This is a genomic window from Pseudomonas lurida (genome assembly GCF_002563895.1).
Lineage (GTDB): Bacteria > Pseudomonadota > Gammaproteobacteria > Pseudomonadales > Pseudomonadaceae > Aquipseudomonas > Aquipseudomonas lurida.
The window spans coordinates 5,268,422-5,284,661 of sequence record NZ_PDJB01000001.1 but is presented as its reverse complement, the minus strand read 5'-3'; the positions used below and the strand labels follow the sequence as shown (position 1 = coordinate 5,284,661).

Annotated in this window: 17 protein-coding genes and 2 pseudogenes; 13 read left to right on the top strand and 6 right to left on the bottom strand. The window is 60.7% G+C overall.

Going from position 1 to position 16,240, the window contains the following annotated elements; translation table 11 throughout:
- Window positions 1–57: 57 nt before the first annotated feature.
- From ATH90_RS24075 to ATH90_RS24055, 5 genes are all read left to right on the top strand, one after another.
- Window positions 58–822 carry a sulfite exporter TauE/SafE family protein gene (locus tag ATH90_RS24075; RefSeq protein WP_034109336.1) on the top strand — a complete coding sequence of 255 codons (765 nt, stop codon included), beginning with the start codon at window positions 58–60 and terminating at the stop codon, window positions 820–822.
- A gap of 120 nt (window positions 823–942) precedes the next feature.
- Window positions 943–1,533 carry an NADPH:quinone oxidoreductase MdaB gene (gene mdaB, locus ATH90_RS24070; protein ID WP_098467365.1) on the top strand — a complete coding sequence of 197 codons (591 nt, stop codon included), beginning with the start codon at window positions 943–945 and terminating at the stop codon, window positions 1,531–1,533.
- 30 nt (window positions 1,534–1,563) lie between these two features.
- Complete coding sequence (locus tag ATH90_RS24065; RefSeq protein ID WP_098467364.1) at window positions 1,564–2,460, top strand: LysR family transcriptional regulator; 897 nt, start codon at window positions 1,564–1,566, stop codon at window positions 2,458–2,460.
- Between the two features lie 103 nt (window positions 2,461–2,563).
- Window positions 2,564–3,457 (top strand): NAD-dependent epimerase/dehydratase family protein, encoded by an 894-nt coding sequence (locus tag ATH90_RS24060; RefSeq protein WP_069078166.1) that lies wholly within the window; start codon window positions 2,564–2,566, stop codon window positions 3,455–3,457.
- 194 nt (window positions 3,458–3,651) lie between these two features.
- Entirely contained in the window at window positions 3,652–5,097 is a 1,446-nt protein-coding gene (locus ATH90_RS24055; protein ID WP_034109332.1) for a SulP family inorganic anion transporter, read from the top strand.
- Window positions 5,098–5,135: 38 nt separating this feature from the next.
- Here the strand turns inward: ATH90_RS24055 and ATH90_RS24050 are convergent, their stop codons facing one another.
- Complete coding sequence (locus ATH90_RS24050) at window positions 5,136–5,516, bottom strand: lysozyme inhibitor LprI family protein (protein WP_034109331.1); 381 nt, start codon at window positions 5,514–5,516, stop codon at window positions 5,136–5,138.
- Between the two features lie 247 nt (window positions 5,517–5,763).
- On the opposite strand from ATH90_RS24050, the gene ATH90_RS24045 reads away from it, so the two are divergent.
- The 5 genes from ATH90_RS24045 to ATH90_RS29260 all read left to right on the top strand — a co-directional run bounded on the left by ATH90_RS24045 (window position 5,764) and on the right by ATH90_RS29260 (window position 10,139).
- A complete protein-coding gene (locus ATH90_RS24045; RefSeq protein ID WP_069078764.1) occupies window positions 5,764–7,113 on the top strand; it encodes a GntT/GntP/DsdX family permease in 1,350 nt (449 codons plus the stop codon).
- Window positions 7,114–7,139: 26 nt separating this feature from the next.
- Window positions 7,140–8,000: a MurR/RpiR family transcriptional regulator gene (locus tag ATH90_RS24040; RefSeq protein WP_034109330.1), complete on the top strand. Its 861-nt coding sequence runs from the start codon at window positions 7,140–7,142 to the stop codon at window positions 7,998–8,000.
- Between the two features lies 1 nt (window position 8,001).
- The gene (locus ATH90_RS24035; RefSeq protein ID WP_098467363.1) at window positions 8,002–9,465 is read left to right on the top strand and encodes an N-acyl-D-amino-acid deacylase family protein; all 1,464 of its coding nucleotides are present in this window, start codon (window positions 8,002–8,004) and stop codon (window positions 9,463–9,465) included.
- A gap of 29 nt (window positions 9,466–9,494) precedes the next feature.
- Window positions 9,495–9,863, top strand: coding sequence for a glyoxalase superfamily protein (locus ATH90_RS24030; RefSeq protein ID WP_010206499.1), 369 nt, complete (start codon window positions 9,495–9,497; stop codon window positions 9,861–9,863).
- A gap of 93 nt (window positions 9,864–9,956) precedes the next feature.
- Window positions 9,957–10,139, top strand: coding sequence for a hypothetical protein (locus tag ATH90_RS29260; protein ID WP_141537517.1), 183 nt, complete (start codon window positions 9,957–9,959; stop codon window positions 10,137–10,139).
- Window positions 10,140–10,501: 362 nt separating this feature from the next.
- On the opposite strand, the pseudogene ATH90_RS30035 reads toward ATH90_RS29260, so the two are convergent.
- Together ATH90_RS30035 and ATH90_RS30030 are read right to left on the bottom strand one after the other, a co-directional pair.
- Window positions 10,502–11,095, bottom strand: a pseudogene (locus ATH90_RS30035) (methyl-accepting chemotaxis protein); the annotation flags it as partial.
- A gap of 261 nt (window positions 11,096–11,356) precedes the next feature.
- Window positions 11,357–12,421 (bottom strand): annotated as a pseudogene (locus ATH90_RS30030) (methyl-accepting chemotaxis protein); the annotation flags it as partial.
- 249 nt (window positions 12,422–12,670) lie between these two features.
- Between ATH90_RS30030 and ATH90_RS24020 the strand changes: the two are divergent.
- Window positions 12,671–13,288, top strand: coding sequence for a BamJ family beta-barrel-assembly machinery protein (locus ATH90_RS24020; RefSeq protein ID WP_003176055.1), 618 nt, complete (start codon window positions 12,671–12,673; stop codon window positions 13,286–13,288).
- 147 nt (window positions 13,289–13,435) lie between these two features.
- Here the strand turns inward: ATH90_RS24020 and ATH90_RS24015 are convergent, their stop codons facing one another.
- From ATH90_RS24015 to ATH90_RS24005, 3 genes are all read right to left on the bottom strand, one after another.
- Window positions 13,436–13,693, bottom strand: coding sequence for a PA4570 family protein (locus ATH90_RS24015; protein ID WP_003194088.1), 258 nt, complete (start codon window positions 13,691–13,693; stop codon window positions 13,436–13,438).
- A gap of 161 nt (window positions 13,694–13,854) precedes the next feature.
- Window positions 13,855–14,196 (bottom strand): zinc ribbon domain-containing protein YjdM, encoded by a 342-nt coding sequence (locus ATH90_RS24010; RefSeq protein ID WP_098467361.1) that lies wholly within the window; start codon window positions 14,194–14,196, stop codon window positions 13,855–13,857.
- Window positions 14,197–14,365: 169 nt separating this feature from the next.
- Complete coding sequence (locus tag ATH90_RS24005) at window positions 14,366–15,334, bottom strand: polyprenyl synthetase family protein (protein WP_034109326.1); 969 nt, start codon at window positions 15,332–15,334, stop codon at window positions 14,366–14,368.
- Window positions 15,335–15,573: 239 nt separating this feature from the next.
- Here ATH90_RS24005 and rplU point away from each other — a divergent pair, with 239 nt between their 5' ends.
- A complete protein-coding gene (gene rplU, locus ATH90_RS24000; protein ID WP_007950961.1) occupies window positions 15,574–15,888 on the top strand; it encodes a 50S ribosomal protein L21 in 315 nt (104 codons plus the stop codon).
- A 34-nt stretch (window positions 15,889–15,922) separates the two neighbouring features.
- Window positions 15,923–16,180 carry a 50S ribosomal protein L27 gene (rpmA, locus tag ATH90_RS23995; protein ID WP_003176049.1) on the top strand — a complete coding sequence of 86 codons (258 nt, stop codon included), beginning with the start codon at window positions 15,923–15,925 and terminating at the stop codon, window positions 16,178–16,180.
- The last annotated feature ends 60 nt before the right edge of the window (window positions 16,181–16,240 follow it).

The following is a 16,240-nucleotide window of genomic DNA, read 5'->3' as shown; positions in this document are numbered from 1 at the left end:
GGCTGCCTCAGTATATGGCGAATTTCCCGCGCCAGCGAAAACCCTCACACTGCCCCAATGAATACCTTCCTCGCGTTCTACCAAAACCTAGGACCAGCCTTGACCCTGCTGGTGATCGGCACCTTCCTGCTGGCTGGCACCGTCAAGGGGGTGATCGGCCTCGGCTTGCCCACCGTCGCCATGGGCATGCTTGGCCTGGCTATGCTGCCGGCGCAGGCAGCTGCATTGTTGATCGTCCCCTCGACGGTCACCAACCTGTGGCAGTTGGCATTCGGCGGTCACCTGGGCGCCCTGACCAAGCGACTTTGGCCGATGCTGTTGCTGATCTTCCTCGGCACCGGGCTTGGCACCTTGTGGCTGGGCATGGACGGCGGTGGTTGGGTGATCCATGCATTGGGCGGGGCATTGCTGGTGTACGCACTGAGCGGATTGTTCCTGCCCTCGTTCAGGGTAAAGCCTGAAACCGAACGCTGGTTGGGTCCTCTATGCGGCGTGATGACCGGCGTCATCACCTCGGCAACCGGTGTGTTCGTGATTCCAGCCGTGCCCTATCTGCAAGCCCTGGGCTTGAATCGCGACCAACTGGTGCAGGCGCTAGGACTCTCATTCAGCGTTTCGACGCTGGCATTGGCTGCCGGGCTGGCCTGGCGCGGTACGCTTGGGGGCGGGGAAATCAACGCGTCGCTGCTGGCGCTGGTACCGGCACTGTTGGGCATGTGGTTGGGGCAGGTGGTGCGCAGGCGCGTCAGCGCGCTGTTGTTCAAGCGCGTATTTTTCATCGGCATGGGGTTGTTGGGCGCTCATCTGCTGATCGGCGGTTAACAATGGGCTGGGTATTCGTGCGATCAGGTCAAATGTATTTTGCCGTGTCGTTGCTTATTCCCAGGGGCCAATGTCGTTAGCCTGCCGGCAGACATTTTTAACCCCTCTGGATGCCCTCCCATGAAAAAAGTCCTCCTGCTCAACGGCGGCAAGCAGTTCGCTCACTCCGATGGTCGCTACAACAGCACCCTGCATGACGCCGCCGTGGCGTTGCTGGACCGCGCTGGCCTCGATGTCAACGTCACCCATATCGACGAAGGCTATGACGTTGCCGAAGAAGTCGCGAAATACCTCTGGGCCGATGTGATCATCTACCAGATGCCTGGTTGGTGGATGGGCGCACCGTGGATCGTCAAAAAGTACATTGATGAAGTCTTTACCCAAGGCCACGGCAGCCTGTACGCCAGCGACGGCCGCACCCGTTCCGACGCATCGCAGAAGTACGGCAGCGGCGGCCTGGTCCAGGGCAAGCAGTACATGTTGTCGCTGACCTGTAACGCGCCCCAGCAAGCCTTCGACGACCCGACCGACTTCTTTGAAGCCAAGGGCGTGGACGCGGTGTACTTCCCGTTCCACAAGGCCAACGAGTTCCTCGGTATGACGGGCCTGCCGACCTTCCTGTGTGTGGACGTGATGAAGCGCCCGGCCATCGAGGCTGACGTGGTGCGCTACGAACAGCATCTGGCGCAGGTGTTCAATATCTCGGTGTAAGCTGCTGTGAACCGATAACGAGGAGCGCCTGTGAAAGCCCGATCCGATGAGCTACAGATCTTCGTCAGTGTGATTGAATGCGGGTCGATTTCCGCTGCCGCAGAGCAGGTCGGGCAGACGCCCTCGGCGGTCAGCCGTACCTTGTCGCGCCTGGAAGCCAAGCTCGACACCACGCTGATCAACCGCACCACGCGGCGCATGGACCTGACCGAAGAGGGCAAGTATTTCTTCGAGCAGGCCAAGGTGATCCTGGCACAGATGGATGAGTTGGAAGAACGCCTGTCGTCACGCCAGAAAAAACCGGCGGGTCGCCTGCGTATCAATGCCGCCGTGCCGTTCATGCTGCATGGGATCGTGCCGTACATTGCCGAGTTTCGCAGCCTCTACCCGGACATCCAGCTGGAGCTGAACAGCGACGACTTGATCATCGACCTGCTGGAACAGAGCACCGATATCGCCATTCGCATCGGTGCCCTGGCCGACTCCACACTGCATGCGCGCGCCCTCGGCTCCACGCCGCTGCATATCCTCGCCAGCCCCGGCTACCTCAAGCAATACGGCACACCGACCACGGTCGCCGAGTTGGCGGACCATACCTTGCTGGGGTTCACCCAGACCGAAACCCTCAACCACTGGCCGCTGCGCCATGTGGAGGGCGACCGTTGGCTGATCCAGCCCAGCGTGGCGGCCTCCAGTGGCGAAACCGTGCGCCAGTTGGCGCTGGAGGGGCAGGGCATCTGCTGCCTGTCGAACTTCATGACCATCGACGATATCGACGCCGGGCGCCTGGTGCCGGTGCTGGAGGCGTTCAACAGCGGTTATCGCCAGCCGATCCACGCGGTGTTCTATCGCAACTCGCAGTTGGCGTTGCGCATCCAGTGCTTCCTGGACTTCATACAGGCCAAGCTGGCGCGGTATGCCTGTTGATTCGTGACCTTGGCGCAAGAGTGAATTGGGCAACAGGGGCTTATTCGTCAGGGATGAGGCCCTGATACTGGACGCATCACTTACCCCGTCAGGAGCACTCTCCATGAACGTATTCGTTACCGGCGCCGCAGGTTTTATCGGTGGTTCCATCGCGACCGGCCTGGTCAAGGCTGGCCACACTGTCACCGGCCTGGTGCGCAGCGCCGAGCAAGCGGCTGAAATGACCGCCCTGGGCATTACCCCGGTGATCGGCAACCTTGACGACACCGCCGTATTGACTGAGCAAGCGCGCAAGGCTGATGCGGTGATCAACGCTGCGAGCAGCGACCATCGCGCCGCCGTAGAAACTCTGCTGGCTGCCTTGAAGGGTTCGAACAAGCCGTTCCTGCACACCAGCGGTTCGAGCATCGTCGGTGACGCGTCGGGTGGCAAGTCCAGCGATGTCATCTACTTCGAAGACAGCCTGCCAGAACCGACGGTCGACAAGGCTGCCCGCGTGGCCATCGACAACCTGATTCTGGCGGCTGCCAAGGACGGGGTGAATTCGGCGGTGATCTGCAACACCCTGATCTACGGGCACAGCCTGGGTGTGAAGCGCGACAGCGTGCAATTGCCCCGTCTGCTCAAGCAGGCACGCAAGAGCGGCGTGGTGCGCCATGTGGGCACCGGGCAGAACATCTGGTCCAACGTGCACATTGAAGATGTCGTGGCGCTGTACCTGCTGGCGTTGACGAAGAATGTACCGGGCACCTTCTACTTCGTGGAAAGCGGCGAGGCGTCGTTCATCGACATGACCACCGCGATTGCCGACGCGCTGAACCTGGGCAAACCGCAGGATTGGCCTTTGGCGGACGCCGAAGCCGAGTGGGGCTATGAAATGGCTAACTATGGCCTGGGCTCCAACAGCCGAGTGCGCGGCAAGCATGCCCGTGAACTGCTGGGCTGGGCGCCGAAGCGCACATCGGTGGTGGAGTGGATTCGCAACGAGATGGTGTGATGTTCGCGTGATACTGCGCTGCTGCCTTCGCGGGCAAGCCCGCTCCCATAGTTGACCGAGTTCCAACGTTGGAATGCAGTCAGTGTGGGGGCGGGCTTGCTTGCGAAGGGGGCGATACGCTCTTCGAGACTAGCCCCACCTCCTTCAATTCCGTACCATTCCCCGCCTAATCCCCCGCAATGCCCTGGTACCCCATGAACCTCACCCGTCTGCGCGCCGATGCCCTGGCCGGCCTCACCACGTCTTTCGCGTTGCTGCCCGAATGCATCGCCTTTGCCCTGGTGGCCCATCTCAACCCGCTCATGGGGCTGTATGGCGCCTTTATCATCTGCACCCTCACGGCATTATTTGGCGGCCGCCCCGGCATGGTGTCCGGTGCGGCGGGCTCGATGGCGGTGGTGATCGTTGCGTTGGTGGTGCAACACGGCGTGGCGTATTTGCTGGCCACGGTGTTGCTGGGCGGGCTGATCATGGTCGCCTTCGGCCTGCTGCGCCTGGGCAAGCTGGTGCGCATGGTGCCGCACTCGGTGATGCTGGGGTTCGTCAACGGCCTGGCAATCATCATTGCCCTGGCGCAATTGGAGCACTTCAAGAACGGTGAGCACTGGCTCAGTGGCACGCCGCTGTACGTGATGACCGGCCTGGTGCTGGTGACCATGGCCATCGTCTACCTGCTGCCGCGCATCACCCGCGCCGTGCCGCCCGCATTGGTGGCGATCCTCGGCGTCGGCCTGGCGGTGTACCTGCTCGGCCTGCCCACGCGCACGCTGGGCGACATGGCCCACATCGCTGGCGGCCTGCCGACCTTTGCCCTGCCGCAAGTCCCGTGGACCCTGGAAACCCTGGGCATCATTGCGCCCTATGCGTTCCTGATGGCCATGGTCGGGTTGCTGGAAACCCTGCTGACCCTCAACCTCACTGACGAAATCACCGAGACTCGCGGCTACCCCGACCGCGAAAGCGTAGCCCTGGGCGCCGCGAATATGGTCTCGGGCCTGTTCGGGGGAATGGGCGGTTGCGCGATGATCGGGCAAACCGTGATCAACCTCAGCTCCGGCGGGCGCGGGCGTTTCTCAGGGGTGTTTGCCGGGGTGATGATCCTGTTGTTCATTCTGTTCCTGTCACCGTTTATCGAGCGGATCCCGCTGGCGGCGCTGGTGGGGGTGATGTTCGTGGTGTCCCAGCAGACGTTTGCCTGGGCTTCGCTGCGGGTGATCAACAAGGTGCCGCTCAATGACGTGTTGGTGATTATCGCGGTGACCGTCATCACCGTGTTCACCGACCTGGCCACGGCGGTGCTGTGCGGGATTGTGATTGCAGCGTTGAATTTCGCCTGGCAACAAGCGCGGGAGCTGTATGCGGATGAGCACTTGGAGGCCGATGGCAGCAAGCTTTATCGCCTGCATGGCACGTTGTTCTTCGCCTCGACCACGCCGTTCCTGAATCAATTCGACCCGGCCAACGACCCGGCACAGGTGACGCTCGATTGCCGTCACCTGAGCTTTGTCGACTACTCGGCGATTGCCGCGCTGATGACCTTGCGCGAGCGCTATGCCAAGGCCGGCAAGCACCTGCGGGTGCTGCATTTGTCGGAGCGCTGCAAGAAGCTGCTCAAGCGAGCCAAGGTTCACCACGACTGACGTTGCAGGCGCCGGCAACCGGCTCCTGCAAGGGGGATTTATGGCCCGACCAGGTCTTCGAGTTCCTGTGCGCGGGTCTGTGTCATGTCGAGCACACACCCGGAGCCGTTGACCTGGTCGATAGTGCCGCCGGTGGCCGAGCCTGCGAAGACGCAATTGGCGTCACGGTATTTTATCCACAGGCGCTGCACGTCCTGCAGTTGCTGCTTGCGCGCGCCTTCCTGGGCGGCGAGGGCGGTCTTGTAGGCCCTGTTCAGGCGCGCGTCCTGCACCTTGGCTTCCTTGGCGTTGCAATTGACCATGTCGGCGGTCGTGTTGGCGGTGTCCATGCATTTTTTCAACGCCGCGTTGTCGGCGGCCGAAGCCGTGGTGCATAGGGCGAGGAACAGCGTGCTGGCGACAAAAGCGGTGCGAATCATGGTCGGTATCCTGTGCATGGGGGGAGGCGCATTCTATGACGCGAAGGTGCGCGTTGAGTTTCCGGCATCGGCTGATCTTCATGTAAGAACACCCCCCGAATTTTCATAGACGGTTGTCGGGCATATCCCAACGCGACAGCGCTTATCTGTGGGCGAAAATTACTTTCATAAAAATTGAAAATACTCCTCGGTAATGATTTATGAGTTTCACAACCAATTCGACGTGACCCTTTCCGAGGAGTACCGCATGGCCGCATCACCGGGCTTCGGGCTACTGGCATACGCTGCCATCGCCATTATCGCTTTGATCGTGCTGATTGCACGTTACCGGCTCAACCCGTTCATCGTCATCACCCTGGTCTCCATCGGCCTGGCGCTGACGGCAGGGATGCCGGCGGATACCATCATGGGTTCCTACGAGGCCGGCGTCGGCAAAACCTTGGGGCATATCGCCCTGGTCGTGGCGCTGGGCACCATGCTCGGCAAGATGATGGCCGAGTCCGGCGGTGCCGAGCAGGTGGCACGCACGTTGATCAATCGGTTCGGCGAGCGCAACGCCCACTGGGCCATGGTGTGCATCGCTTTCCTGGTGGGGTTGCCACTGTTTTTCGAGGTCGGTTTTGTGTTGCTGGTGCCGATCGCCTTTACCGTTGCGCGGCGGGTGGGCGTGTCGATCCTGATGGTCGGGCTGCCGATGGTTGCCGGTCTGTCGGTGGTGCATGCGCTGGTGCCGCCGCATCCGGCGGCGATGATGGCGGTGCTGGCGTATAACGCGTCGGTGGGGCAGACCGTGTTGTATGCGATTCTGATCGGCATTCCTACGGCAATCATTGCCGGCCCGGTCTACGCCAAATTCATCGTGCCGCGTATTCACCTGCCGGCGCAGAACCCGCTGGAACGCCAGTTCATCGACCGCGAACCGCGTACGCGCTTGCCAAGCTTCACGCTGACCATGGGCACTATCCTGTTGCCGGTGGTGCTGATGATGATCGGCGGCTGGGCCAACGTGATCTCCACGCCGGGCACCGGTTTCAACCAGTTCCTGCTGTTTATCGGCAACTCGGTGATTGCGCTCCTGGTGGCCACATTGGTGAGCTTCTGGACCTTGGGTATTGCGCAGGGTTTCAACCGCGAGTCGATCCTCAAGTTCACCAATGAATGCCTGGCTCCCACCGCGAGCATCACCTTGTTGGTGGGGGCGGGCGGCGGTTTGAATCGCATCCTGGTGGATGCGGGTGTTACCAACGAAATTCTGGGGCTGGCCCACGCTTTTCATCTGTCGCCATTGGTGATGGGTTGGCTGTTTGCCGCACTGATGCGTATTGCCACGGGCTCGGCCACGGTCGCCATGACCACCGCGTCCGGCGTGGTGGCGCCTGTCGCCATGGGCCTTGGCTATCCACACCCCGAATTGCTGGTGCTGGCCACCGGCGCCGGCTCGGTGATTTTTTCCCACGTGAACGACGGCGGCTTCTGGCTGATCAAGGAATACTTCAATATGACGGTGATCCAGACCTTCAAGACCTGGACCGTGCTGGAGACTTTGATTTCTGTGGTGGCCTTCGGTCTCACCTACGGCCTGTCTCTTGTTTTATGAGCCTCATCTTATAACCCGGAGACCCCATGGACATCCTCTACCAGATCCGCGCCCGCCAGGACGCCTTCAGCGCCGGCGAAGGGCGTATCGCCAAGCTGATGCTCGATGACGTGGGGTTTGCCGCGTCGGCCAGCCTGGAAGAGTTGTCCCAACGGGCCGAGGTGAGCACCGCCACCCTGTCGCGGTTCGCGCGCAGTGTGGGCTGTCGCGACCTGCGTGACTTGCGCCTGCAATTGGCCCAGGCCAGTGGGGTGGGCAGTCGCTACCTCGACCCTGCGGGGTTGCCCGAGCAGTCGGCATTTCACCGGCAGATCCTGGGGGATATCGAGGCGACGTTGCGTCAGCACTTGTCGGGGTTCAACCAGGCCAGCTTCGTCGATGCGGTCAACCTGCTGGGCAAGGCGCGGATGATCCATGCATTCGGCATGGGCGGCCCGTCGAGCCTGTGCAGCGATGAGTTGCAAGTACGCCTGGTACGCCTGGGCTATCCGATTGCCGCCTGCCATGACCCGGTGATGATGCGCGTCACGGCCGCAACACTGGGGCCGGAGCATGCGCTGATCGTGTGTTCTTTGACCGGCCTGACGCCCGAACTGCTGGACGTGGTGGAACTGGCGCGCAACTACGACGCGCGCATGGTTGCCATCACCTTGGCCGACTCGCCGTTGGCTCGGCTGGCGGATGTACTGCTGCCCCTGCAGCCGGCGGAAACCAGCTTTATCTATAAGCCCACTGCGGCGCGCTACGGCATGCTGCTGGCCATCGACCTGCTCGCCACCGAACTGGCCCTGGCCCTGCCGGATGACAACCAGGAGCGCCTGCGGCGGATCAAGCTGGCCCTGGACGATTATCGCGGCGGCCCTGACAGCCTGCCGCTTGGAGACTGATATGAGATACGACACGCTGATACGCCAGGCGCTGATCATCGATGGCAGCAACACCCCGGGCTATGTGGCCGATGTGGGGCTGCGCGACGGGCGCATCGAGACGATTGGCGACCTGTCGAACGCCCAGGCTGAGCAGGAGATCGATGCGAGTGGCTGCGTCTTGGCACCGGGTTTCATCGACGTGCACACCCACGATGACACGGTGGTGATTCGTCATCCACAGATGCTCCCCAAGCTCAGCCAGGGTGTGACCACGGTCATTGTGGGCAACTGTGGTATCAGCGCGTCGCCGGTGAGCTTGCGCAGCGATCCGCCGGACCCGATGAACCTGTTGGGTACGCGCGAGGCTTTCACTTACCCGCGCTTTGCCGATTACCGCGCCGCTGTGGAAGGTGCCCATCCGGCGGTGAACGTCGCTGCACTGATCGGCCATACCGCGTTGCGCAGCAACCATATGGACGACCTGCACCGCACCGCCTCCACGGATGAAATCGCGGCCATGCGCGTGCAGTTGCGAGAGAGCCTCGACGCCGGTGCCCTTGGTTTATCCACAGGCCTGGCCTACGCCAGTGCGTTCAACGCCGAGACCGACGAGGTGCTGCAATTGAGTGAGGAACTCACTGCGTTCGGTGCGGTGTACACCACCCACTTGCGCAGTGAATTCGAACCGGTGCTGGAGGCGATGGACGAAGCGTTCCTGATCGGCCGGCATGCCCAGGCACCCGTGATCATTTCCCACCTCAAATGTGCCGGTGCCGGTAACTGGGGGCGTAGCCCGCAGCTGTTGGCCTCATTGGAGCTGGCGGCGAAAACCCATCCGGTAGGCTGTGATTGCTACCCCTATGCTGCGAGTTCCTCGACCCTGGATCTCAAGCAGGTGACCGACGCGTTTCGTATCACCATCACCTGGTCGACGCCGCACCCGGAACTGGGCGGGCGTGATCTGCAGGATATTGCCGCAGAGTGGGACGTTTCATTGATGGACGCAGCGCGCCGGCTACAACCGGCGGGCGCGGTGTATTACGGGATGGATGAAGCGGATGTGCGGCGCATCCTGGCGCACCCGCTGTCGATGGTCGGGTCGGATGGGTTGCCCGAGGATCCGTTCCCGCATCCGCGTTTGTGGGGCGCGTTTCCACGGGTATTGGGGCATTTCAGCCGCGATGTCGGGTTGTTCCCATTACACACCGCCGTGCACAAGATGACCGGCCTTTCGGCGGCGCGTTTTGGCCTGGCCGAGCGAGGTGAAATTCGCGCAGGGCACTGGGCCGACCTGGTGTTGTTCGACCCGCTGCGCGTGCGCGACGTGGCGGATTTCAAGGCGCCGCAACGCGCAGCGGAGGGCATCGATGGGGTGTGGGTCAACGGCGTGTTGAGCTATAGCGATGGGCAGGCCAATGGCCGGCGACCGGGTCGCTTCCTGGCACGTACTGGGGATTTGCGTCGTGGGTTTTCGTCTCTATAGTGGTCGCTCTCATACACGGAGCGGTCACCATGCACTTAGGAAAAGTCACCCCCATCCTGCGGATTTTCGACGAGGCCAAGGCGTTGGAATTCTACGTCGATTTCCTGGGGTTCAAGGTGGATTGGCAGCATCGTTTCGAGGCGAATTTCCCGCTGTATTTGCAGGTGTCGTTGGGTGAATGTGTGCTGCATTTGACTGAGCATCATGGCGATGCCTCGCCGGGTGCTGCGGTGCGGATCCAGGCGCAAGGGGTGGACGCCTATCAGCAGCAGTTGGCGGGCAAGGATTATCGATATGCCAAGCCTGGGGTTGAGGAAACACCTTGGGGATCGCGGGAGATGAGCATCAAGGACCCGTTCGGGAATCGCGTGGTGTTCGTCGAGGAAGGCGAGGGCTGAAGGGCAAATCGCAGGCAATAAAAAACCGCCTTGGTAGGGCGGTTTTTTTTGCAATCCCAGTTAGTGGCTGGGGTTGCTGTCTCAACGGAAGCAATGACCAGCAAAGATGATACTACTGGCGAACATCGCACTACGCAAGGGGCGACGGAGGCTGACGGTTTTCATGTTTATACGCTGAAAGTTTCAAAAAAGGCGGCAAAAACTGGCAATAAATCAACTGACCTTTACGAGGGGTTTCTCGCCTCCCGTCACACCTTCGAGGAGGATGTCGGTTAGTATCGCCTCCGTTCCACGTACTTCGTTTTGTAGGTGGCTGGGTATGCGCGCGGAATTATGGACCGAACGCCACGGGCTAGTAATCCGTGCCGGATTCATGCGGGAGGAACCAAAGCCCGGCCGCCTCATCGGAAGCTATGACCAGCGTCCCAAGGCTCACGTGTTCCGGTAAGTGCGCTGGAGGTAAGGCCCAACTCACGGAGGGCCGAGTATGTCTAAGTTTGCACGACGTACGTGGAACCTCGTAGTGAACTGCCTACGTGCTTATCACGTCTGGAAGTTCCTGCGGGACAGCTTCGATGACCGCTAAGGTCTGAGAAGTGGAGCCGCCTCGGTTTAGGCCGAGGCGGCTTTTTGGTTGCTTACACCCGGAAATGACTGACCATCTGCTGCAACTGGCTGCCCAGCCGCGCCAGTTCCACACTCGACTTGGCTGTCTCGTCACTCGCCGTAGCGGTCTGTTCCGACACATCACGCACATTCACAATGCTGCGGCTGATCTCTTCAGCCACGGCGCTTTGCTGCTCGGCGGCGGCGGCGATCTGCTGGTTCATCGACTGGATATTCGACACCGTACGCGTGATGTTCTCCAGCGACACGCCGGCCTTGCGCGTCAACTCGACACTGCTGTCGGTGAGGCTGCGGCTGTTGTTCATCACATTGGCCACTTGCTGGGTGCCATTCTGCAACCCGGCGACCAGGCCTTCGATTTCCTCGGTGGACTTCTGCGTGCGCTGGGCCAGGCCGCGCACTTCGTCAGCCACCACGGCAAACCCACGACCGGCTTCACCGGCACGCGCCGCTTCAATCGCGGCGTTGAGGGCCAGCAGGTTGGTCTGTTCGGCGACGGCCTTGATCACGTCCATCACGCTGCCGATCTTGTTGCTCTCTTGTTGCAGGTGGGTCATGGCGTCAGTGGAACGTGCCACTTCAGCGGCCAGGCGCTCGATCTGGGCGATGGCCTCAGCCACCACTTTGTCGCCTGCGCGGGCTTGGCCGTCGGCATCGGCTGCCGCCAGGGAGGCTTGTTCGGCATTACGTGCGACTTCCTGCACCGTGGCGGTCATTTCGTGCATCGCCGTGGCGACCTGATCGGTCTCGATCTTCTGGCTGTTCACGCCGGCGCTGGTTTGTTCGGTCACGGCCGACAACTCTTCAGCGGCGCTGGCGATCTGGGTCACGCCGTCGCGGATGCCGCTGATCAATTCACGCAGGGTGGTGCCCATGCGCTGGATACCTTGTTGCAGCACGCCCAATTCATCCCGACGAGTGACCTGGATGGTGTGGCTCAAGTCGCCGGAGGCAATGCGTTCCACCACGGCCAGGGTTTCCTGGATCGGGCGAGTGATCTGGCGGGTGATGATCAGTGCGGCGATGATGCCCACCAGCAGTGCCAGCAACGTGCTGATCAACTGCAGGCTACGGGCCTGGTCGCTTTCGGCATCGCGGCGAGTCAGTTGAATCTCGTACAGCTTGTCGCTGATCGTGACGATGTCGGCACCTTGTGTCGTCATTTCGGCACGGGCGGTAACGATGTTGGCGTTGGCCGCCTTGTAGTTCTGCACGGCGTTGCGATAGGCACCCAGGGCGGTTTCCAGCGCGGTCAATGCGCTTTGCTGGTTGGTGCCGAAGGCGGCGCTGAGGTTTTTCAAGCCGGCGATGGCTTTTTCAATCTGTGCGGCAGCGCGGGCTTCTGTGTCCGGGTTGACGTTGCCGGTGTAGCCGCGCACTTCGTAGCGGGCCAACTGGAATTGCATCTTGGCGTCGGCCACGGCCTGGAATTGGGCAAGATGCTCCGAACTGTCGGGCATTTGCTTCACGCTGGCTTCCAACGCATCGATCTGTGCGTTGGCGATGTCGGCTTTGTCGCCCATCACCTGGCGGGAGGCGTTGCCATTACGGTAGGCCTCGCGCATTTTGTTCAGCGACTGCTGGTACGCAGTGATGATGGATTTCTGCTCGTTGAGCAGCTTGAGGTTTTCCGGGCTCTTGAAGCTATCCAGCAATTTCTGTTGCTGGGCGGCGAAGGCATCCAGGTTGGTCTGTACGTTCTGGGCCACCGCTTCGTCGCCGTTGGCGAGCATGTATTGCAGGCGCACGATGCGCAGTTTGGTCAACGACGCGTTGAGCTGGGTGATATCGCTCATCCAGTTACTGCGGTCGATCAGGCTGCCCAGGCTGGTCCAGCCGGTCAATGCCAGTATCGACGTGAGGACAAGCACCAGGCCGAAGCCCAGGCCCAGTTTGAGGTTGACGCTGATGTTGCCGAACCAGCTATTCATCGAATGCTCCGCAAGAATGATGGGGTGTGCTGGACGGTTATTGATTTTGGAGCCAGCTGCTGTGTAGGGCTGTATCGGCGGCAAGCGGTGAATCTGAAATGCTATTTTGTCAGGGGTGACGAAGGGGCGCGATTGCAGGGAGCGGCCGGGGAGGGCTGATCATGGGTGGGTCTTGTGTGCTAGTCTGCTGGCCCTTTTAGTTCTGGGTAGCACGGGGAAACACGTGTTGTCCTACAGCGGAGCCTCTTCATGTCCGAAGTTAATCTGTCCACCGACGAAACCCGCGTCAGCTACGGTATCGGCCGTCAGTTGGGCGACCAACTGCGCGACAACCCGCCACCGGGCGTAAGCCTGGACGCGATCCTGGCTGGCCTGACCGACGCGTTCGCCGGCAAGCCTAGCCGCGTTGACCAAGAGCAAATGGCTGCCAGCTTCAAAGTGATCCGCGAAATCATGCAAGCCGAAGCAGCGGCCAAGGCTGAAGCCGCGGCTGGCGCTGGCTTGGCGTTCCTGGCTGAAAACGCCAAGCGTGATGGCATCACCACCCTGGCTTCCGGCCTGCAGTTCGAAGTGTTGACCGCAGGTGATGGCGCCAAGCCGACCCGTGAAGACCAGGTACGTACCCACTACCACGGCACCCTGATCGACGGCACTGTGTTCGACAGCTCCTACGAGCGCGGCCAGCCTGCAGAATTCCCGGTTGGCGGCGTGATCGCTGGCTGGACCGAAGCCCTGCAACTGATGAATGCCGGCAGCAAATGGCGTCTGTACGTGCCGAGCGAACTGGCTTACGGCGCTCAAGGCGTTGGTAGCATCCCGCCGCACAGCGTTCTGGTGTTCGACGTCGAGCTGCTCGACGTTCTGTAAGACCCGATAGCATCGGCGCCGGCTTCATGTGGGAGGCGGCTTGCCTGCGATAGCATCACCTCGGTAGCAGGGTTGACCGAGTTGTCTGCATCGCGGGCGCGCCCGGCTCCCCTATGAAGCCGGTGCACTCACGTCTTGTGGGTGTTTTCATGGATGGAACTTGCCATTCAGCTCCGTCGCCGGGCGCAACGCTCGGGCATAGCAGAACAGAAACAGATTACGCACCACCTCCTTCAGTACCCCAGGTTCACTCGAGCTCAGCCCGTTGACGTCCAGGTCACCCTGGTCCTGCAGTTCATTCAGCGCTTCTTCTTCCAGTACCGCACAGACTTCGCCGGTTTCCCGATGCAGGATCCGCAGGTAAGGGTGTGGGCGGTCCAGCCAGGCATCTATCAAATAAGTCATGGGTCGCATCTCCTTGATGGGTTTCAATGAGAATAATTCTTATTCGTAGAATAGCAAGTGCCTATTGGCGGTTTCTGGTTTTTTCTGTGTGGATATTGCGTTCGATCAACGAGGAGGGCGAAACGCCATCCCGCGGCGGGCGCGGGATGGAGACAGCAGGTTCAGACTTTGCGCACGTACTCGGACTTGAGCTTCATCGGGCCGATACCGTCGATCTTGCAATCGATATCGTGGTCGCCGTCGCACAGACGGATGTTCTTGACCTTGGTGCCGACCTTGACCACCAGGGACGTGCCCTTGACCTTGAGGTCTTTGATCACGGTGATGGTGTCGCCGTCCTGCAGGACGTTGCCCACAGAGTCTTTCTTCACGGTTTCGTCGCTGGCTGCTTCGGCCTCGTCATTGGCGGACCACTCATGGGCGCATTCCGGGCAGATCAGCTGGGCGCCGTCTTCGTAGGTGTATTCGCAATTGCATTTCGGGCAGGGTGGCAACGTGCTCACTAAAGCTCCTTGAAAGTCAGGATGGCTAAAAAGCGCACATTATATAGGGTTTTAGAGGTGGGTGGGGTTGGGCTCGGGCTAATGTGGAAACTGGCTGGCCTGCGAGAGCGGCAGTGAATTCACTCCCGTTATCGCAGGCCAGCCAGTTTCCAGATTACTGAGTGCGCAATCAGTGTGTACGCGCGACCGCAAACTCACTCAGCTCAACCAGGGCGTCCCGGTATTCGCTGGCCGGAAGGGCTTCCAGGCACTTGATCGCACGGGCCACGTAGTCGCGTGCCAGTTGCGCGGTGTACTCCAGGGAGCCGGACGCCTCGACAGCGGCACGGATGGCCTCCAGGTCTTCGATCCCGCCTTTCTGGATCGCCTTGCGCACCAGGGCGGCCTGTTCCGGCGTGCCTTCGCGCATGGTGTAGATCAGCGGCAAGGTCGGCTTGCCCTCGGCCAGGTCATCGCCGACGTTCTTGCCCAGGGTTTCGGCGTCGCCTTTATAGTCGAGCAGGTCGTCTACCAACTGGAACGCCACACCCAGGTGGTCACCAAAGGTGCGCAGGGCTTCGGCTTGTTCGGCCGTCGCACCGCACAGCGCGGCCGCGCTGTGGGTGGAGGCTTCGAAGAGCATCGCGGTTTTGCCGCGAATCACTTCCATGTAGGTTTCTTCGGTGGTGCTGGCGTCACGGACCTTCGACAGTTGCAGCACTTCGCCTTCGGCGATGATGCGCGTGGCCTGTGAAAGAATCTTCATGACGGGCATCGAGCCGAGTTCGACCATCATCTCGAACGAGCGCGAGTACAGGAAGTCGCCAACCAGCACGCTAGGGGCATTGCCCCACATGGCATTGGCGGTCTCGCGGCCACGGCGCATGCCAGACATGTCGACCACGTCGTCATGGAGCAGGGTGGCGGTGTGCAGGAATTCGATAGTGGCAGCCAGCAGGCGCACGTCATCGCCTTCGCGACCCAGGGCCTTGCCGCACAGCAACACTAATAAAGGACGCAGGCGTTTACCGCCCGCCGACGTAATGTAGTCGCCAATTTTGGAGACCAGCGGCACTTTAGAAGTCAGCTGCTTCTTGATGATGCCGTCGACGGCGCTAAAATCGTCCGCGACCGCGCGGTAGAAAGCTTGGGGTTGCATCAGCGACAGTCGCTCCAGAAGGGTTGCGCGGCATGCTAGGACCCAGGCCCCGTAGTGTCAAGGCGCGATAGACGGCCTCTTGCAACACCCGGTTGCCTTGCGTACAATCGCGCACCCTGAACTTCCTGGGCAGCACCTGCCTTACGCAATTGCATTCGGGACGTCCATCCCATGCAGCCATGCCAGCCAATACCTCTTCTTATAAAGCGCTGGGTGAGCAGGATTATCGGAGAAATACCATGTCGTACGCAGTAATTGTTACTGGTGGCAAGCAATACAAAGTCGCCCCAGGTGAATACCTGAAGATCGAAAAACTGGAAGTCGCTACCGGCGAATCCGTTACTTTTGATCGCGTTCTGTTGGTCGCCAATGGCGATGACGTGAACATCGGCGCTCCAGTTGTTGCTGGCGCTACCGTTGTGGCTGAAGTGATCTCCCAAGGTCGTCACGATAAAGTCCGCATCATCAAGTTCCGTCGTCGTAAGCACCACATGAAGCGTATGGGCCACCGCCAGTGGTACACCGAGATCAAAATCACCGGTATTCAGGCTTAATTTCAGCCTAATTCCTCACTAGGAGAATTGACTCATGGCACACAAAAAAGCTGGTGGTAGTACCCGTAACGGTCGCGACTCAGAAGCCAAACGCCTTGGCGTGAAGATGTATGGCGGCCAGAAAATCATTCCGGGCAACATCATCGTGCGTCAGCGCGGCACCCAATTCCACGCCGGTTACGGTGTTGGCATGGGTAAAGATCACACCCTCTTCGCGAAAATCGAAGGCGTGATCAAGTTTGAAGTAAAAGGCGCGTTCAACCGCCGTTACGTGAGCGTTGTCGCAGCTTAATTGCGAGATCGCTGGAAAAGCCCTGTCTTGCGACGGGGCTTTTTCGTTTGTGGGGTGAGT